Genomic DNA, 19,930 nt, shown 5'->3' on the forward strand with positions numbered 1-19,930 from the left:
TGATAGATCAATTTGCTTCCTAAAATTTTAAAGAAAAAACTTGTTTTGTAACACAGTACCTATGAGTAGTTGCGTGGGTTAGCGATTAACTTTACAAGTACACACCAAGTTGGAAATTCCGCAGGAATTTCCAAAGTAGGCGAGAACAAGCAATTACTTATAGCCATTGTTGTAAGCTGGCTTTTTTTATTCATAATATTTTTCCAATGCTCGGTCAAAGTCAATTAAGTCGAGCCATTTTAATTTTTCTAAATCCACAATTTCGTTTGTCCGTTTTTCTCTGTTCAGATATTCTAAATCTCTTGGATGAACCTCAATTAATTTTGCTTTATTTTTTTCCGTTTCCTTAAGTCCGTAATAAATTGATGTTGGGTCAAAATCAAAGAATGCAAATTTTTTCTTTTTCAGATTTATGATAATAAAAGGAAAACCGCCTTTCGGATTATTCGGATTGTGGGCAGGTTTTCTACAAACTATACATTCCGATTTTTCAAGGAAATCAAACGTTTTATCGTTTTGGAAATATATCCAAGTTCGGCTTGAATTTAGTTCAAGTTTTGGATTTTCAGAGTTTAAGTAAATTCCGATTAATCCAGCATAAGCTCCCATTCTCCATTCATCAATATTATAGACTATAATTCCGTATTCATTATTTGGAGATGAAACAAAATAATCTTCAGTCCAACCTTCAGCTTTGTAGTCAATCAGTTTTTCTTTGTTAATATTCCAACTCAAAATTTCGTTCATTTCCGGTTTTTTCAGCTTGCTTACAACGGGTTTGTGTATGGCTCGTTGCGGGAAATCAGCTATTATTTTCTGACGTGACCGAAAGATAGCAAATTGCAATGAATTCCGAATAGGAATTCAGCCGCAATGAGCTATACACGTTGTTGTGCGTAGGCCTTTCCGCTACAGGATCCGTGCATTAATTTTTAATTACAATTTTTCCACAGTTAATTTCATAATTATTAAGTTTATAAATAAGTTCATCTTGCTGTAATTCGAATCCTGCTCTTATTGTTCCGTTTACACCTTCGTCAGAGATTACAACCGAATACAACAGATAAGAGCTGTTTGGTTCAATTACTGTTTTCAATTTAGATGGCTTATTTATATTTTCGTCAAGGAAACCTATTATATCCAATCCATAATTCGGTAATTTTTCTTTCTCAAGATTCATTTCGCTATTTGGTATAAACAAATTGAAGTTTATGTTAGGCTCTGAAGGCATTACAAATGAATTAGCTGAAAAATCCACTTCTAATTCCAAATTAGAAGAAGATTTGTTTGTAATACAAGTCCAAAATGTTACATAAACAAATTCTTTTCCGTTGGTTGTTGTAAATCTTTGTCCGCCTTTTGGATAACTATTCTGAATTGTAATGCCTTTATTAATTCCATTATCATATTCAAATTCGGTATGGAAATTTTGTCCCATTAAAGTATTGGAGAGCAGAAAAAGAGTGAAAATGATGAAAAATTTCATTGGGCTATATGTTTTTCTCGGCTTACGCACAACGTTGATGTGTATGGTTAGTTGCGTGGTTAGGCAACTAATTTAGCAAATAAATCACAGATAGAATATTCCGCAGGAATGTTCGTAAGTCGGCAGTGACCAAGCAATTAATTATACACGGTGTTAGCTAACGTATTTTATTTAATTCACCATTTTTGTTTTCAAATCGATAGTCAATTTCTATAAAACTTATTTTTCCTTTTTTAAGTTTTGTTATCAACTTTGGTGCTGATACAATACCTTGAACTATTATAAAACCGTTAAAGTCTATTATTTTATATTCAGATTCCCACTCTGAATCTCTTTCCAGAGGTTTTACTTTAACAAGTCCATTTTTTTGATATGTAAAGCGATATTCTTTAACTTCTTCAACAGACTCAATTAATGGTTCTTTTTGCAGTTCAGATTTAAGATTTTCCAAGTCAATTTTATTCGATTTCAGGTCTAATTTTACATAAGGAAACGTATATCCGTTAAATTTTATCGTCAAAGAATCATTAGAGTGTAAAGTTAGAGTTTCTTTGTCACTCAATTTATAAGTTTTAGTATCTGAAGAATTTAGGTTTAAAGTGTCTCTGTAAACGAAAACTTTAGTTTCTCCAGTTTCCATATTTAATTTGTCTTGTGTTCTTAATCTGTAAAACTGGTTTGATTTAGAACTAAAGAGAAAACTTTGAACTTTTGCACGTTCAATAAAGTTTCCTAAAGAGTCATAAACTCCTTTTGTTCTCCACAATTTTTCTTCTTCAATATTTTGTCCAAAACTTATGGTTGAAACAAATATGATTATTAATGTAAGTATGTTTTTCATATGTTAGCTAACGTGATTGTGTATGGTTAGTTGCGTGGTTAAGCAACTAATTTAGTAAACAAAAACGAACGCGAGAAAATTCCGAAGGAATTTTCCAAATAAGCACTTGCTAAAGCAATTAATTATACACGGTGTTACAAAACGTATTTTATCTTTCGTAAACTAATATCGTATTTCCAGTCACAGTATAATTCGTAGAGCTCGAAGCTGAGTCGTCAGTTGTTAAGACAAGTCTATTTTCAGTTAATTCAGTTATTTCAGTTGTCAATTCATAAGAACCTGGGTCATTCGGCGAAATATCATAAACTCTGGTTATTAAATTTCCATTATTTATACTCCATTCTCCAATATGAAATCCTTCTTGTTGGTTTGTGTTAGAGTTGATAACGTAATTAAAATCGCTTGTTTGATTTTGATTATTTGTTTCTTCAACATTCACAGTATAATTTCCGTTTGTATTAATAAATTTAGGATTATCAGTAAATTGAATTGTATAGTTATAGTCGCTTCCGTTTTCAATTATCATTGTTCCAGTTTCAGCAATTGACCTTGAAGAAGTGTGTGAAATTAAATTCCAAGTTCCAATAATTTCAGTTTCAAAATTTGTCGTGTTTTGAGTTTCTGAATCATCAGAACTACAGGCTGAAAAAAAACTAAAAACACTTAATAAAAATACTGTTTTTAAAATCTGCTTTTTTGAATTCATTTTTAATAATTTAATTTTCATAGTTTTTGGGTTATATGTTTTGTAACGTGTTTGTATATGACAAGTAGCGTGAAATTATGAGTTAATTTTCAATCTCGCAAAAAGCCAAAACTTTTGTATTTTGATTTTATCTTTCTTTTCAAAAAGCCAAATCAAAAGATTTGGCGACTTCCAAATATACCAAAATTTCCAGTTTATAAATACCTGAGCTATTTGTTATATACGTTGTTGCCATTAGTTTTTTTAGCTTTTACTTTATTACTTATTAAACCTTGAAATTTCGCACCATATTTATGCTTTATTTCAAAATTTGCTCTCCAAATTTTTTCTTTTTGTTCTAGTTTAAATTCATAATTATAACCGCCATTTCTCATTTTAAGAGTATCTGGGTTAAAAATTTTTATAGGATTAGATTTTACATCGACACTATCACCCATAATAATTTGTGAATATTTTCCACTTTGATTATAACCTATAAATACAATTTCTCCTTTTACCATAGAATTTAATTCATAAGAGTTTTTATAACTTGGAATATCTCTCATAGATATGCTATCGAAAACATATTTGTTATTTATTTCCGCTAAAATTTTTTTAAGACTATCATTTTCAGCACGCAGATTTAAAATTTTTGCCTGTTCATTTTTTGAGTTCTCAGTATTTCTACAACTAAGAGTTATAAAAGTTAGTATTAGAATTAGTATAGATTTATTCATTTTATCAAATTAATGGCAACGGTTTTGTGTATGGCTCGTTGCGGAAAATCAGCTATGATTTTCCACCGAAAACGAAGATAGCAAATTGCAATGAATTACGATTAGGAATTCAGCCGCAATGAGCTATACACGGTGTTGTGCTTAGTACTTTATTCAGTCCCAATTTTACAATTCGGAAGTTCTTTTTTTAGTTTCTCTATTTCTTTCTCAGAAAATTTACAGCCAAAACAATAGAACTCTTTAAGCCATTTTATTTTACCAACTGTTTCTAAATCAGAAAAATTTGGGTTTTCAGTCAAATCCAGAACTCTTAGCTTTTTTAATTTTAATATTTCGATAGGAAGTTTTTCAATGTAATTTAAAGTCAACTTTAAAACTTCCAAATTCTTTAAATTACCTATTTCTGATGGGATTTCATTAATTGCAAAACATTCCATTGGTCGAATATCACAATCTTGACCGAAAACTGATAGATATTTTAATTCTGTTCGTTTGAAGACACATTGAGGTATTTCTTTAATTCTTTCTAAGCTTAGTAAATCAGTTTCGTAGAGTTTTTTCGCTTCTTGTCTTGATTTTTCAAATATATCGGAACCAAATTTTTCATAAACTAATTCCGTCATTACTTTTGAATAACATTCTGAATGTTCGGATATGACACAACCAGCATTTTTAGATATAATCCCGTATTCATTTTTGCGATAATCTTGCAGAAAATTTTCAAAATGAGCATCTTTTTGTACTATCAGACCGTAAGAATAACAATTGTACTTGCCATTTTTAAAATCATTTTTTGCATCTTCAATTCCTTTTTCACAATTCCATTTTGTGAAAACAATAGAATCATTTTTGATGGAATTCTTTGTCTGAGCAAAAATTATAGATGAAAAACTCAGTAATAATATTGTTAAGAGGGTTCTCATTTTTGTTTTTCCGTATTAAGCACAACGGGTTTGTGTATGGCTCGTTGCGGGAAATCAGCTATTATTTTCCGACGTGACCGAAAGATAGCAAATTGCAATGAATTCCGAATAGGAATTCAGCCGCAATGAGCTATACACGTTGTTGCCACCAGTACTTTTTCCACACTTTTTATTCGCCCCAAATCTGGTACACACTCATTTCCATTCCGTTTTCGCTCAAGAGTATAAATCCATTTTCGGCTGTTGAATCATCAGTTCCAGAGTCAAAAATCAGTCGGTTTGTTTTAAATCGGTAAAGTTTAGAATCTGCATTTATCCAACGAGGAAGCGGTTGGCTTTTATAATCGGCATTTTTTGCATTCGGCTCGAAATTTTTAAGCGGAACACGGATAATCGGTTTGTTCAGTTCCGTCATATTTTTCAATTCAATTCCGTTTAGCGATATGCTGTCAATCAATTTCCAGTCGTTTTCTTCCGCAATATTTTTCAGTTCAGATATTCTAAAATTTACGTTCGGTTTTGCTTTCCAGTTTATTGCTAAAGTTCCGCCCCAAGGTCCTTGGTCATTTTTTTGTTCGGTTATTTGGTCAGATTTGTAGCGTAACCAAAATCCTGAATGTGTTATTCGGCTACACGAAATAAAATTTAGTCCAATCAACAAAATCAAAAGTTTTTTCATTCAGCGCAATGTTTTTCTCGTATTGGTGGCAACAATTGGATAAACGCCATATGGCGTTTATATCCATTATATTATCACAAATCTAATGGAATAATTAAGTCTTTATGGGTATTTTAGAATGCATTGGTTTATTTTTTTGGTAGCTCTATTAAAATTATGACTTCATTTTAATACCTGGAGTTACATTTATTACAATAAATTACTTCATGAGATATTATTTCTTAAATGTTTAGAGATTTTACTTTTTTTTAATTCATACTGAGAATTAAGTGTAATAAACGTAATTTCTATGCTTAAATGACTAGAATATAATTAATTGGAAGGTTTTTTTAAGTGTAATTTAATTAATTTTCAGTGTAAAAATTACAGTTAACCTAATCATTATTTTTCCATCTGCGACCACTTTTTACATACTCTATGTTAAGGTTATTGTATTTAATATATATATCAATATATTTCCTAACATTTCTAGTATGAAAATGCTTCTCATATTTTAAAGGATTGTCAAAGTAGTTGTAATGAGACAAGAAGTCTTTAACGTTAAAGCCCCCATCATTTACTTTTATCAATTCAAAAATTCGCTCAAACTCTTCTAACACACTATCATTATTAAAAATGGCTCTAAAGTTATCTTCTGATTTGTTATAATCGATTCTTTCAAGTCCTTCAGTTAAATATAGCGCTACACAGCTGAAAGTAAAGTTGTAAAAGCGATTCCACTCCTCCTTATCCCAGTCTGCAAACAATGTATGTCCGAATTGGTCGAAAGGCGTGTTATTTTGATTGAAGAAATCTGTAAACTTAAATTCTATAAATCTTCTATTAGTAGAAGCTTCATTTTCATCATATCTCACAGCCCAATTAGTTGTAATGACAAATTTTGGAGCCTTTTCAAAAGGAATTTCTACAGCTTCTGTTCCTTTTCTTTGAGGGCTTATTCCTCCAACTATATTTGTATATAAATCGTCATAATTAAATCCTGCTGGTACATCATCAATAATATAGAGACGCTTATCTATTTTTAGGTCGGCAAAATTGTGAATGTAATTTGAATTAAATTCTTTTCCACCTTTTAGCAAAGATGGTTGAATATGTTGTAGAGCATTAGCAAAAATGGTTTTCCCGCGTCCACCATTTCGATTAACATCGTTTGCGCCTTCGTCACTTAGTATGATACAAGGATTAAATGCTGGGTTTTTGTAAGTGTGACATAGATAGCCATACATTCTGCAAAACTTATTGATTGTATCTTCGTCACTTTTGTTCAATTCAGTTTTCCTCGGGTCTTTTCCAGTGCTTGCCATGGTTAAAAAAATCTGAAACTCGCTCAATTCTTCTGTTTCAGAAAAAATATGTTCTTGTATTTTATGGGGAGCAAAGAATGTACTGAATTCTTTATAATTCAATTTCTCTAGTTGCAGTTTTACTGATTGGTTATTTGTACTAAACGTATAATTAATAAAACTATTTTTGAAGGGTAATCCAAAAGTGTTTATTTTATCTGTATGATAATCAATTAATTTAGAAACTAATAAATGAAATCCCTGTTGGATAATGGTGTTGTGTTCTTTAGCTATTCTATTTTCAATTTCAGTAGAGCAAATTTCGTTTATTTCATTTTTTAAGAATGCTACTGTTTCAGATTTATTGTTAAAAGGAGAGACGACATTGTTAGTATCCTTAAAAATAATAAGTTTGTCATTATTCAATTCTCTTCCCCGAATAAAGTTCTCTTGCTCAAAAAATTCTGCATATTGGGATGCTGATGTTATAAGTTTTCCTTCTTTATTGAAAGAATAAAAAGGTCTGGGAACATCTTGGATTTTTACTCTTTCGCTTTTTTTTACTACAAATTTGTAATTATTAAATTCCAGTTTTTGTATAACTACATTTTCTTTCACAAAAATACCATCATGTAATCTAGCGAAATTATTGAGAGTATTCTTTCGTACAAGTTTATTTATTGCTTTCTGTTCGTATTTTACCAAATTCTTGAACATTTTTCCTTTGCTTGAAAATCGTTCATCAGTCAATACTTCTTTGGCTCGATCACCATAGATAGGAGATAATTGGTCTCTTAAAGATTTAATTGATACTCCTTTCACATCTTTGTGGGAGTTAATTAAAGAATTGAATTTCTTTTTATCCACCAATTCATATACATCTTGTTCTCTTTTTTTAATACCCAACTCTTTATCAATGAATGTAGGAAAGGCTCTGTAAATATCAACCTCTTTTATTTTAAACGGAAGTTCAGCTCGTAGTACACTTGGAATACTGCTTAATGGAGAATATTCGCGGTTATCCTTAATTTTAACATTAAAAAGGATATCATATTCGATTTTATAAAATCCATTAAGTCGTAGCATCATATAAAACACATAGCGCCTGTATAAGTCAAAATTGAATGTATTGTAACTTTCATTTTTATCTATTTTAGAATAATATTCTTCCAGCTTTTCCTTACAGTGTCTGAAATATTTTAAATTTAATTTTTTACCCGCTCTATAAGCATTGACATATTTGAAGTAATCATTGTTTTTTAGCGGTCTTTTATCAATAAAATCCAAATATTCAATAAGCACTTCATCATATCTTGTTCTATGTGTAGAAGACTTATCTACTGCATCTTGGTATTCAAAATTAGTTTTTTTACTTCCAGATAGGTTTTTGATTCTTAAGATAAAATCTTTTTTCCATTCGGATATAATTTTCTCATACTCCATATCCTTTTCTTTTTTAAACTTTATAAACTATTATTTGTTGAAGGGTATCGAAATAAGGTATTGCACCATCAAATCTAGGTGGCATATTCTTTATGAGAAGAATTTTGTTTAAATCCCTATCCAATAACTTTTGAATATCACCTTTTGTTGCAGGCTTATTTTCCTCTTTCGTAAATAGGTTAGTGCTTAAGTTTACAGCCAAAGTTCCTAAAGCTGCATTTCCAACGCCTGACAGACTCATTTTTTCTTTTGCAATTTTATTTTTTCCTTTTTTTTCCTTTCTAATTTTGGGTAGATTTTGGTTTCCCTTCTTTCTTAGATTGAAAGCATTGACTCTGCAACTGTTGCTGCAATACTTTTGTACGTGTCTTCTTTTTGGGATGTATTTAGCACCACAATAATGACATTTATATCTGTGTTTCTCCATTTTGCGTTATTTTAACGTTAGGCTAACGCTTATTGAAATGGGTTCTTTAGGATATACTCATTTGCTTTATCTTCAAGCGAAGATTTCGAGTCACGCTTTCCACTCTTAATCCAATCTAAAATTTCGGATTTGAGGAAATAAAGTTTTCCTTTTTTGTGGTAGGGAATGGCATTTTTATGAACTAATCCATAAATACTCCCTTTTGTCATGGAGATTAGTTCTGCTAATTCGTCAATTGTTAAAATTGTATCTTCCGGCTCCTGATTGTTAGTAAGATTAAGATTTAGTTTACCTGTAATTTTTTCGACCAGTGCATTGATATGATCTTCACTAATTAAGTAGAATTGATTTTTTTTCATTGTATAATAGTTTAAGTTTTTTGGTAAAACTATATATCAATGTTTAGTATTTTTTATACAGGGATTTTTGAGGGATATCTAAGGGATTTTTTAAACTACTTATTATTAGATGGTTATATTGATATTGAACTTTGAAATGTTCATTTATAGTAAGATTATATTTCTTGTTCTTTTTTATTTCCAAGAAAATCTTTGTAATGAAAGTCCAATTCTTTAGATATATATTTCAACCCATTGTTCAAGAGTTTAGCTTTTAATAAAGACAGCTTTTCTTTTTGTTTAATATTAAAAATATTGTAATCTTTTAAACATAATTTATAAAAATAACCATTAGTTGCATCATCTCCATCAAAGATTTTAAAGTCCTCTGTAGAACCAATTATTAAAATAAGTTTTAATAATTCAGTCTTATCTATAGCATTTGTTTTTAATCTATTTGTTAATAAATTGAATAGTACAGCTCTTTCTTTTTTGTCAAATTCAGCACTAATAATTTCTCTTGTACTTAAATCATGAGTCAAATCATTATTAATCTTTTTAGTAGTAGGCGGTTTGGGTATTTCAGATTTTTCTATTTTCTTTAATTTAACCAATTTTTGGTAAAATAATTTTGTTGTATGACTTAAATTATCATCATGATTTTTATAAAAATATTGATATTTATCAAACTCGTAAATCATTTCATAATGAACACTATTGCGACTAAAATGATCTAATAATAAAATTATTGCCTGATGATTAGCCAATTTTTTAATTAGTGTTATAAATTCAATGTTTTTTAGTTCGGAGTGTTTTGACTTAATTTCATTTTCAAATATTAATTTTATAATTTCATCATTAGTTAAACTCCTATCATATTCTTTTTTTCTATTAATGAATATATCATAATAGACTATCCAATCATTTTTTTGAAATTCGAGCATAATGGTTTTATTTGATTCATTAAGATCTTTGCAAATTTTCTCGTACAATTTTTGAAAGCTTCCTTTACTTTTTTTTGTCAATTTGAAACTTTTGATAGTTTCTTTTTTAAATGTATCTAAAGTCTGAGTAAACTCAACTTCATATATCTTTAAGTAATCCATCTAAATCTAAATTAATTCGGTTAGCAGCTTTTATTTTATTCTTATCCATCACCTTAGTATAAATTTGGGTAGTGGAAACGTTTTTATGTCCTAGTAGCTTGGATACAGTATAAATATCTGTTCCATTAGCTAATTGTAATGTAGCATAACTGTGTCTAAAATTATGAAACGAAATTTTTTTATTTATTCCAGATTGTTTAATCCAATTTTTTAAAGGTCTGGTAATCTGGGTATATTTTATGTTATCAAAAATCTGCCCTTTTTTCGTGTCTTGTATTTCTAAAAGTTTGTGCGCGGTTTCTGAAATAGGGTGATTATTAATATTACCTGTTTTTTGTTCTCTTAATTTAATGTAATAACCTTGATGCTTGTCTTTATAAATAGATTCCCACTTAAGGTTTATAATGTCAGAAAATCTGAATCCTGTAAGCGCAGCAAAAAACGCCATGTGTTTTACCTTTTCAATTTTGATTTCTGTTCTCCATAACAGGTCGAGTTCTTCTTCCGTTAAATATTCTCTATGTGTTTGTTCTTCTTTAATGTAATCTGCATTTTCAGCTAAATCAGTAAGAATTATATTTTTTTTGTACGCCCTTTTTAAGACATTAATGAAATGTTTGTAGTAAGTAGATGCAGTATTTATTGATAATTTTTGAGTCTCTTTAAATCTCAAATTATTTGTAGAAAGCAAGAATGCTCTGTAATTGCTAACATGGCGTTCGTTTAATTGATGACTTTGAATTTTATGACCCATAAACTCTTTTAAGTAGTTTAAAGATGATTTCCAAGCCAGATAGTTGGTATGGCCAGTTGTATTAAGTTTCTCTTCTACAATAGTTTCATAAAATAAGATAAAATCAATGCTGATGTTTACATTTTCCTTAAAGCCAAATTCTTTATCTCTAAATTGAACCAAACGCTTCGCTCTTATTATTTCAGCAAATTCAATAGTCTCTTTGTTATGAAGCTTCTCTGACGCATTTTTAGGAACTGCATAAATCTGTAATTTTAAAAACTCTCTTCTGGTTGCTTTACCCGTTTTTGCGCTGGTAATAGGAGGGTAGTAATCTAGATAGAGACTAAACATATCGTTAGATAGTTTTTTTTTACGCACCGTAATATTTATCATAAATGGAAGATTTAAAATTTAGTGAGCAGTTTTTCTATCTCTGTACGTTTAATACGAATGAGCCTTTCAGATAAATTTGAAGCATTTAGTTTTCCACTATCAATTAATCTATAAGTTGATCTTTCTGAAATATTCAATAATGAAGCTATTTCTCTTACTGTGAGATAATCTTTAATTTGAATAATATTAATTGGGTCAATTTTTATTTTAAGTGTTTGAGTATTTGACTTATTAATCTTCTCGTTTTTTCTCCGTTTTTTATAAGCAGCTTTAGCACACTTATCTCCGCAAAATCTAGTAACAGTAGTCTTTGCTATAAAGTTTCGATTGCAATGTTCACATATTCTATCAATTCTAATATTTGAACTCATATTAATTGGTAATATCTCCTTATTTAAGTGTCAATAAGTAAACCTAAGGTACATTAAGTGTATTTAAGTGTCATTAGTCGCCATAATCTCCCCGTCTAGGTCAAATATAAATAATTACTCGTGACGAGGTACAAAATAGGTACAAAAAAAACTAAAAATTAGTAGATTTTACTATAATTTAGTTCATTTTAAAAAATGTAAGTATTTGATAATTTGGTAAATAGCTTATTATGCTTTAGTATTTTTTACCTATCTATTTGCCGATGCAATAAGTAACCAACCTATGTTTACAGGGGTTTTAAATACCTAAGGTGTAAATGGGATGTAAAAAAAATTATTGTTGATAAGTTTAACCCAATTACTATCAAAATTAATTACGAGTAGGTCGTCTAAGTAAAGGTAGTTTATTATCATACAATATACACGCAAGGTAAACTCGTAAAATACTTTCATCAAAAGACTACGGCATAAAGCCAACGCTTTTGCCCCTACTCGTTTATTCCGTTTCCTTTTGAGCCAAGATTTTATCTTCCGTTTGGTTTCTGCTCAAATATTGTTTAATCAAAAATTTGAGTATTATGACAACAAAAGCGAGTACCACAAAGAAGCGCAGTAGAACAAAAGTAGCTGCCAAGAAAGAAGTAAACGGAAAGAAAACATCCGCACTTCAAATTCAGAACTTACCATTGGGCAAAATCAAGCCTGACCTTGAACAGCCGAGAAAGACTTTCAACGAAGATGCATTGAAGCAGCTTTCTGAGAGTATCGAAAAGCACGGTGTGTTACAACCGATTACCGTCAGGCAACTAAATGGACATTACATCATCGTAATGGGCGAGCGTAGGTATCGTGCCAGTAAGTTAGCTGGCAAGAAAACGATACCCTGTATTGTAAGAACGTATAAGGACGATGATGTTCTGGAAATTCAAATCATTGAAAATCTACAAAGACAGGATGTTGAACCTACCGAAGAGGCCGAAGCAATTGCCTTTCTGAGTGAAAAGTATGCACCTGCTGAAATTGCAAAGCGATTGGGCAGAACAGACAACTTTATAAGACAACGCCTAAAGTTAGCAGGATTGATAGAGGGCTTTAAGCACTTTGTACGAAATGGCGAAATGACCATATCCTTGGGCGTAGGTGTAGCGCTCTTTGAACCAGAAGAACAGCAGATGATGTTGGAAACTATGGGCGAGGATTTTAATGCACATCAGATAAACAGGATGATTAAAGACCAGACCTACGATTTGGAAAAAGCATCCTTTGATGTAGCCGATAAAAAATTGGTCCCAAAAGCAGGGTCTTGTGTAGAATGTCCTTTCAATGCTGCAAATCAAGGTAATCTGTTCGGCGAAGGAAAAATGGTCTGTACAAAATCAGCCTGTTTTGAAACTAAGAAAAGTAAATCGTTCTTAAACCTGATTAAGAAATCAAAAAAAGAGAACATCCTGCTAATTCCTGAGATACGACAGTATTGGGCAGATGACGAAAACAATCAGCTCATAATATCACAATTGGAAAAGAATGGATTGAAAGTCTATTTACTGGACGATGTTGAAATCTTAGAAAATCCGATTGAGCCAACAATCGAGGGTATCAAGATAGAATATCAGCATTACGATTATTCTGAAGATGAATTAAAGACAGAATTGGATGAAGCAATGCATAATTATAAAGAAGCATTGGAAAAATTCAATTCAGCAAAAGAAGATGGATTTGTAGATGGTGTTATTTTCCATCCTGAAACGTACAGGAACAAAGAGGTCTTTGTAACGATTATTGAAAAATCAAAGAACGATTCTACGGAATATTCGGCACCATTGGCCAACAGGAAAATGGCAGATTGTACGCCTGAAGAACAAATCGTTAAAATCAACGAAAGAGAAATCCGTAAGAAGCAAATAGAGAACAACAAGCAGTTTGAAGAAGTTGTGCAGATGATTCGTGAAACGAAATATATCGATACGAAGAAGACACTTTCAACGGATGAAATGTCGGCATTCTCGATATCGCTCTTTGAAAATAATGTGGACTATATGAGCCAACAAAAGTATTTCTCAAAGTTCTTGGGCGACACTTCAAAGATGACCAAAGTTGAAATGGTCGATAATTTCAAGAAGAAGTTCAAAAAGGAAATCTTTCACAAGTTGATACGCTATATGCTAACAAAGCAAGTGCATTTTGGCGAAAGCAATCACGTCAATAATCTGACAAACATTTCATTTTACAACGCAATGCAAGGATATTACAAATCCAAGATTGCCAGCATAGAAAAAGAATATGCCGAAAAGAGAGACAAGCGTGAAGCACGTTTGAAAGAGCGTATCACAGTTCTTGAAAAGCAAATTAAGGAACTCAACGATTAGCTTTTGTTGTTTGAAGAAGGGTCGGCATTCGTGCTGGCCCTTTTTCTTTTTTATGATAGTGTTTTAAAAGATGGGTTGATAAGGAAGGGGTTATCAATCAATAGTTAGCGCAAAGATAAACTCGTAAAATACACCCATCAAAAGACTACGGCATAAAGCCAACGCAACATCCTACGCTTATTTATTCCGTTTCCTTTTGAGCTGAGATTTTAGCTTCCGTTTGAGTACTGCTCAAATATTGTTTAATCAAAATATATCATTATGAAACGAGTATCTGAAAAACCTAAAATTTCGCTACAAGAAGCTGAAAAGCATTATCAATCGAGTAGTGAAAATTATGACATTGATAGTGGGGAAAGCCATTTCGCTTACTACAGGGATAAGCATCCCAACTATTACCGAGTATTATCACAAAATGTTTAATCTAAATTCAAAAGCTATGTATTTACAAAATTTGCAACAGGATGAAATCTTTGTTCCATCAGAAATGAAATCCTTAAAAAGTCTGACACAGATGGAATCCCGAAGAGGACTTGAAAATGCCATTATCTCAAATGGCAAAATCGTCAACGTGGTATCGAACAGCTATGGCCACATTCCGAACCAACTGTTCTTCAAGAAAGCTGAAGAAATGCTGACCGATGCACAGCTGAACTTTCACAAACGCACCATCAACAAAAATGACAGGTCGTTCATTACCGACTTTATCATCGACGACAAAAGCCAGTTTACCGTCAAGAACGATAAGGACTTGATATTACCGATGCTTCGGTTCAAAAACTCGTATGACGGAAGTGAAAAAACTTCTGGACACTTCGGGTTTTATAGAGAAGTATGTTCAAACGGACTACACGTTTCTCAGGCAGAAATCGAGTTTTCCATCAAACATAGTAAGAACAATACGCACCTTATTATGCCAAGGTTGAACAATCTATTCGATAAATTTCTGGACAATGAATTCTACACCATTACAAAGAAATTCGACAAGATGAAAGAATTTAAAATCATCGATACACAGGAATTTGTGAAAGCGATTCTTGACAGGACGAAACTGTTCCGGTATGAATGTAGCGACAAGAACAGCGACCCGTCGAAAAAATCTCGTGAGGTCATCGAAATCTTAAACTATGAAGCTTTGTTGCTCAATGAAGAACCAAATCTTTGGTTAGGTTACAATGCGTTTAATTCAGTACTTCATAATGTCTTAAAGAAAAGCTTTGGCCAACAAGAACGGTTGGATAAAAAGCTGTTCGACGAAGTCTATGCAATGGCATAAAGCCAAAAGGTTCATCCAGTACCCTAAACTGGATTTTTTAAATTTTTTGTTATAGAGTATATTATTTTCAACACTTAAATTCTTTATTGACGTTCCTTTTTCTTTAGGGCTTAAATTCGATTATATTGTAAACGAAATAAATTTCCGGTTTTTAATGAGAGAAAATATCCAAAAATTAGTAGAATACACAGCCACATTGGATGGCGATGAAAAGGGAGAAGCTCAAGTTTTTTGTGATAGATTTTTTCAGGCATTTGGTCACGATGGTTACAAAGAAGCAGGCGCAACTTTAGAATTTAGGGTTAAATCCAAAAAGACAACAAACTTTGCTGATTTACTTTGGGGAGACAAAGTGCTTATTGAAATGAAAAAAAAAGGTGCTAAACTAAAAAGCCATCGAACTCAAATTTTTGATTATTGGTGGAAGTTGAGACCTTCACAGCCAAAGTATTCTGTTCTATGCAATTTTGAAGAGTTTATTATATATGATTTTTCGCTACAAGACGAACCTTTAGATAGAATTGGAATTGATGAATTAATAGACCGATATACTTCATTCAACTTTATGTTTCCGCAACCGGAGACCCCAATCTTTAGAAATAATCTTGAAGAAGCTACAAGAAAGACCGCCAGTTTGGTGGCAGCTGTTTTTAATTCCTTTTTAGAGCGCGGAGAAGATAGGGTTAGGGCTCAAAGGTTTATACTGCAAGCTATATTTACAATGTTTGCTGAAGATTATAATTTACTTCCAAAAGATATTTTCACACAAATATTGATTGATTGTCAAAAAAATAATGGAAACAGTTATGATTTAATTAATGGTCTTTTTCAACAAATGGACTCAAAGATACCTGCTCGTGGTGGAAGGTTTAAAGATGTTCAGTACTTTAATGGTGGACTCTTTTCAAGTCCAGAGGCAATCGAATTAACTAAGGATGAGTTAGAAATGCTTAGACAAGCGGCTTCACGTAAATGGAACAAAGTTAATCCTGCTATTTTTGGAACTATTTTTCAAAAAAGTATGGGCAAGGATGCGAGGCACGCCTTTGGCGCTCATTTTACTTCTGAACTGGATATTTTGAAAATTGTTCAGCCAACAATTATTCAACCGTGGCGAGAAAAAATTGTAAAAGCAAAGACACTTAAAGAGATGAAATCTTTGCGGAAAGCTCTTGCAAATTACAAAGTTTTAGACCCAGCTTGTGGAAGTGGAAACTTTCTATATGTTGCTTATCGTGAATTGAAGAGAATTGAGATGGAACTGCTTGATAAAATTCATATTGAATTTCCAAAAAGCGCTTCTGAAATAGGCACGCAAAGTATTGTTAGTATAAAGCAGTTTCACGGAATGGATTACAACCAATTCGCCGTTGAATTGGCTAAAGTAACTTTAATGCTTGCAAAAGAAATTTCTATTCAAGAAACTCAAGAATGGATTAATACCATTCAAACAGGCTTAGCATTTCAAATGGAAAGTACTTTACCTCTTGATAATATGGATGATAATATCATTTTCGCTGATGCTCTCTTCATAGGTTGGCCTAAAGCGAATGTAATTATTGGAAATCCGCCTTACCAGAGTAAAAATAAGATGGTTAAGGAATACGGTATAGAATATATGAATAAAGTATGGGATGCTTATCCCGAGATTTCAGGTAATGCTGATTATTGCGTTTACTGGTTTTATAAGGCACATCAAAACTTATTTAATGGCGGTTACGCTGGTCTTGTTGGGACTAATACTGTAACTCAAAATTATAGTAGAGAAGGTAGTTTGGATTATATAGTGAAAAATGATGGGCAAATATTTAATGCAATTGCCTCTCAACCTTGGTCAGGCGATGCGGTAGTATTTGTTTCAATTGTAAATTGGAAGAAGGGAAACTTTAAGGGAAAGAAGTTTCTCTATGTGGAAAATGAGAAAAAAGAACAGGTTGAATATTTAGTTGATAATATCAATAGTAGCCTTTCACTAGAAATAGATGTAACTTCTGCTAAAGTATTGAACTGTAATAAAAAACCAAAAATGGTTTTTCAAGGTCAGACTCACGGGAACTCAGGGTTCTTAATGAATAAGAAAAAAGGATTAGAAATTTTAAATAATAATCCAAATTTTTCCAAAGTTTTAAAACCTTTTTTAATAGGTAGGGAATTGGTTGCATCCGTAAACAGTCAGCCTAATAGATTTGTAATTGATTTTACTGGAAAGGATGTCATTGAATCGGCTACCTATAAAAGTCTTTTTGAGATTGTAAAAAATAAAGTTCAGCCAATTCGGGAAAAAAAAGCAATAGACCAACAGGAAAAAAATCAAGCTGCTCTTGAAAAAAATGAAAAAGCTAAAACAAATAAGCATCATATAAATTTCTATAATAAATGGTGGTTGCTTTCTTATGGCAGGGAAGATATGTTAGATGCCATTTCTAAAACTAAAAGGTATATAGCTTGTTCGAGAGTTTCTGCTCGGCCAATATTTGAATTTGTTTCTAGTAAAATAAATCCGAATGATGCGCTTATGGTATTCAATTTTCAGGATGACTATACTTTTGGTATCATTCAATCAAGAATTCATATTATATGGTATCAAGAGAAGTGTTCCACGATGAAAGGGGACCCAAGATACACACCAAATACAATATGGGATACTTTTCCCTTTCCACAAAAACCGACTTTAAATCAAGTTAAAAAAGTTTCAAAAGCAGCTATAACTTTGCGTCTAAAAAGAAATGAAATGATGAAGCGTCATCAATTTACATTGAGAGATATCTATAGAATACTAGAAGAGCCTGGCAGTAATCCTTTAAAAGATTTACACACAGCTTTGGATAATGCAGTTTTAGAAGCATATGGATTCAATAGAAAAAAGGATGTTCTAACTCAACTTTTAGAATTGAATTTGAAAGTCTATTCAAACGAACAAGAAAATATAGAAGTGCAAGCCCCGGGGCTACCCTCTTTTGTACAAAACTCTAAAGAATTTATTAGTGAAGATTGTATCAATTTTTTGTAACGGAAATGAATTTTCTCGTTTGCTTGTATTAATTTTTGAGCAAGAGATTCAATAAAATCAAGTCCGCTTTAAATTCTACCAAAAAAATAAATCGTTATAATAAATGCCCTCAGCACATTCCCCTGCATTCCACGCTCGCCTGCTGAAAAAGCAGGCAACCACTTCATTTCGAGTAAAGAGCTTCACTACATACATCTTGGACACAATCCCCAATTTCAGCTTTCCATTCCGCTAACCCTTCCCGTTTCTCTGGGAAGGAACACTACATTCCAGAGCCAAAATCGTGTATTAAGTCCGCTTTTCAGAGCTGGAGCGTTTGAATTATACTATGAGTTCTATAACTCGTAAAATGAGCTTATTATCGATTATATTTGAAGATGTATAATTGATTTGGGTAGTTACTAATAAAATTTTATCTACACGTTTTTAAAAGAATATGAATAGCAATTTTCAATACAGACTATCCGAAAATCAAAAGGAAGAAATAGCTCAAAACCTTATTGAAATCCTGCAAAACGACGCAGATATAGCTAACGAAACAAGAACATTTATTTCTAATTGGATTCTTACTGGACCCGAAGAAAAGAGAAAAGCCTTTTATGATGTATGGATATTGTTTTAAAGAACTACTTGCCAACAACAAGACCAATTTTATTTAGGTCGTGTGGAAGGGTTAGCAAAAAAACTAAAATATCAAGTTTTACAGGTCGATTAGAATGTGTAAAAAGATTTAGTCAAGGTAAAGGTGTATTAATAATTTGTGATACAGAAGTAAGCCTCAAATTTGAAAACGAATTTTATAGTCCTGGAAATTACGTGCATACATTTTATCCTCTTGTTAATGTTTTAAAAAAAGCAAAAAAATCTGGAGGTTGTGGGTTTTCTGAAAGAATCCTTAACAATTACATAGGCGAAGATGAGTACATTATGAGAACCAATTCAGAAAATATGAATAGCCTAAGATGGATTTAAGAGGCTTTCTATCTTCAGAAAAAATTAGAGGAACTAATTTCAAACTTTAAAGCTCAATCAATTACACCTTTTAAATGAAACCGAATAAGATTAGAAACATAATTAAGCACTATAAAAAATTGAGAGAAGAAAATCCAGATACCTGGATTGAACATTGTAAAAATCAAGAAAAATTAGACGATGCAATAGTCTATGCTGCGTTAGCCGAAAATCATTTAGGTAAAAGGAATAATCATCAAAAAAGACGAAAAAAGCTTAATCTTGAAAAGTTTGCTGCTAATTTAGTTGATATAAAACCCGAAATTCAGAAAGCAAAATCCTTTGACGAACTATTACTCATTATTGAAAATTGCAAAATCAAAGGAATTGGCCCTCTTACTTGTTATGATACAGCCCAAAGAATTGGTGCGAAAATCAAACTTTTCCCAGAACATATCTATTTACACGCTGGGACAAAAACAGGAGCGGAAAAATTATTAGGTAAGAGACTAAATTTAAAGTTCATTAATATAACTGATTTACCAAATCCATTTCAAAATGAAAATTTAACTAATGCTGAAATCGAAGATATACTTTGCATATATAAGGATAGATTTTGAAAAGTTCGAGCTTTAGTTAATAAAAGTAATTTTCAACAACCACTCAGCACATTCCCCTGCATTTCGCCAAAAGCTACATTTCGGAAAAAGAGCTTCACTACACATATCTTGGACACAACCCCCAATTTTAGCTTTCCATTCCGTTAACCCTTCCCGATGCTCTGGGAAGGAACACTTCATTCCTTTGCCAAAATTGAGAATTAAGTCCGTTTTTCATCGGAAAGTAATCACTTCGGTTTTCTTAACAGGATTTTCGGCG

At 31.7% G+C, this 19,930-nt stretch carries 20 protein-coding genes; 7 read left to right on the plus strand and 13 right to left on the minus strand.

Translation table 11 applies throughout. The annotated features are described in order from the left end of the window. Positions 1-186 precede the first annotated feature (186 nt). The 13 genes from ACSHW7_RS14245 to ACSHW7_RS14305 all read right to left on the minus strand — a co-directional run bounded on the left by ACSHW7_RS14245 (position 187) and on the right by ACSHW7_RS14305 (position 11,448). Positions 187-747: a hypothetical protein gene (locus ACSHW7_RS14245; RefSeq protein ID WP_435680043.1), complete on the minus strand. Its 561-nt coding sequence runs from the start codon at positions 745-747 to the stop codon at positions 187-189. 178 nt (positions 748-925) lie between these two features. Then, on the minus strand, positions 926-1,486 hold the full coding sequence (locus ACSHW7_RS14250; protein WP_435680044.1) for a hypothetical protein: 561 nt from the start codon (positions 1,484-1,486) through the stop codon (positions 926-928). A gap of 157 nt (positions 1,487-1,643) precedes the next feature. Then, entirely contained in the window at positions 1,644-2,327 is a 684-nt protein-coding gene (locus ACSHW7_RS14255) for a hypothetical protein (protein WP_435680045.1), read from the minus strand. 148 nt (positions 2,328-2,475) lie between these two features. Then, positions 2,476-3,054, minus strand: a complete 579-nt coding sequence (locus ACSHW7_RS14260; protein ID WP_435680046.1) for a hypothetical protein — start codon at positions 3,052-3,054, stop codon at positions 2,476-2,478. Between the two features lie 188 nt (positions 3,055-3,242). Then, positions 3,243-3,749 carry a hypothetical protein gene (locus tag ACSHW7_RS14265; protein ID WP_435680047.1) on the minus strand — a complete coding sequence of 169 codons (507 nt, stop codon included), beginning with the start codon at positions 3,747-3,749 and terminating at the stop codon, positions 3,243-3,245. A gap of 149 nt (positions 3,750-3,898) precedes the next feature. Continuing rightward, positions 3,899-4,672 (minus strand): leucine-rich repeat domain-containing protein, encoded by a 774-nt coding sequence (locus ACSHW7_RS14270; protein WP_435680048.1) that lies wholly within the window; start codon positions 4,670-4,672, stop codon positions 3,899-3,901. 169 nt (positions 4,673-4,841) lie between these two features. Beyond that, the gene (locus ACSHW7_RS14275) at positions 4,842-5,351 is read right to left on the minus strand and encodes a hypothetical protein (protein ID WP_435680049.1); all 510 of its coding nucleotides are present in this window, start codon (positions 5,349-5,351) and stop codon (positions 4,842-4,844) included. A gap of 374 nt (positions 5,352-5,725) precedes the next feature. Continuing rightward, positions 5,726-8,077 (minus strand): hypothetical protein, encoded by a 2,352-nt coding sequence (locus ACSHW7_RS14280; RefSeq protein WP_435680050.1) that lies wholly within the window; start codon positions 8,075-8,077, stop codon positions 5,726-5,728. 13 nt (positions 8,078-8,090) lie between these two features. After that, positions 8,091-8,504: a hypothetical protein gene (locus ACSHW7_RS14285; protein WP_435680051.1), complete on the minus strand. Its 414-nt coding sequence runs from the start codon at positions 8,502-8,504 to the stop codon at positions 8,091-8,093. A 29-nt stretch (positions 8,505-8,533) separates the two neighbouring features. Further along, positions 8,534-8,863 carry a helix-turn-helix transcriptional regulator gene (locus tag ACSHW7_RS14290; RefSeq protein WP_435680052.1) on the minus strand — a complete coding sequence of 110 codons (330 nt, stop codon included), beginning with the start codon at positions 8,861-8,863 and terminating at the stop codon, positions 8,534-8,536. A gap of 155 nt (positions 8,864-9,018) precedes the next feature. Further along, positions 9,019-9,948: a hypothetical protein gene (locus ACSHW7_RS14295; protein ID WP_435680053.1), complete on the minus strand. Its 930-nt coding sequence runs from the start codon at positions 9,946-9,948 to the stop codon at positions 9,019-9,021. After that, a complete protein-coding gene (locus tag ACSHW7_RS14300) occupies positions 9,926-11,077 on the minus strand; it encodes a tyrosine-type recombinase/integrase (protein ID WP_435680054.1) in 1,152 nt (383 codons plus the stop codon). The genes ACSHW7_RS14295 and ACSHW7_RS14300 overlap by 23 nt, the downstream gene beginning before the upstream one ends. 11 nt (positions 11,078-11,088) lie before the next feature. After that, positions 11,089-11,448 carry a helix-turn-helix domain-containing protein gene (locus tag ACSHW7_RS14305; RefSeq protein ID WP_435680055.1) on the minus strand — a complete coding sequence of 120 codons (360 nt, stop codon included), beginning with the start codon at positions 11,446-11,448 and terminating at the stop codon, positions 11,089-11,091. 578 nt (positions 11,449-12,026) lie between these two features. Here ACSHW7_RS14305 and ACSHW7_RS14310 point away from each other — a divergent pair. The 7 genes from ACSHW7_RS14310 (at position 12,027) to ACSHW7_RS14340 (ending at position 19,671) form a co-directional block, all read left to right on the plus strand. Then, positions 12,027-13,814 carry a ParB/RepB/Spo0J family partition protein gene (locus ACSHW7_RS14310; protein WP_435680056.1) on the plus strand — a complete coding sequence of 596 codons (1,788 nt, stop codon included), beginning with the start codon at positions 12,027-12,029 and terminating at the stop codon, positions 13,812-13,814. Between the two features lie 261 nt (positions 13,815-14,075). Next, positions 14,076-14,237 carry a hypothetical protein gene (locus tag ACSHW7_RS14315; protein ID WP_153267898.1) on the plus strand — a complete coding sequence of 54 codons (162 nt, stop codon included), beginning with the start codon at positions 14,076-14,078 and terminating at the stop codon, positions 14,235-14,237. A gap of 16 nt (positions 14,238-14,253) precedes the next feature. Further along, a complete protein-coding gene (locus tag ACSHW7_RS14320) occupies positions 14,254-15,090 on the plus strand; it encodes a DUF932 domain-containing protein (protein ID WP_114492889.1) in 837 nt (278 codons plus the stop codon). 154 nt (positions 15,091-15,244) lie between these two features. Then, the gene (locus tag ACSHW7_RS14325; RefSeq protein ID WP_435680057.1) at positions 15,245-18,100 is read left to right on the plus strand and encodes a DNA methyltransferase; all 2,856 of its coding nucleotides are present in this window, start codon (positions 15,245-15,247) and stop codon (positions 18,098-18,100) included. A 436-nt stretch (positions 18,101-18,536) separates the two neighbouring features. Next, entirely contained in the window at positions 18,537-18,722 is a 186-nt protein-coding gene (locus ACSHW7_RS14330) for a hypothetical protein (protein ID WP_435680058.1), read from the plus strand. Beyond that, on the plus strand, positions 18,707-19,072 hold the full coding sequence (locus ACSHW7_RS14335) for a hypothetical protein (RefSeq protein ID WP_435680059.1): 366 nt from the start codon (positions 18,707-18,709) through the stop codon (positions 19,070-19,072). Before ACSHW7_RS14330 ends, ACSHW7_RS14335 begins: the two co-directional genes overlap by 16 nt. Before the next feature lie 119 nt (positions 19,073-19,191). Then, on the plus strand, positions 19,192-19,671 hold the full coding sequence (locus ACSHW7_RS14340; RefSeq protein WP_435680060.1) for a hypothetical protein: 480 nt from the start codon (positions 19,192-19,194) through the stop codon (positions 19,669-19,671). Positions 19,672-19,930: the final 259 nt, after the last annotated feature.

The sequence above is a fragment of the Patiriisocius sp. genome, assembly GCF_051252435.1.
Classification (GTDB): Bacteria; Bacteroidota; Bacteroidia; order Flavobacteriales; family Flavobacteriaceae; genus Patiriisocius.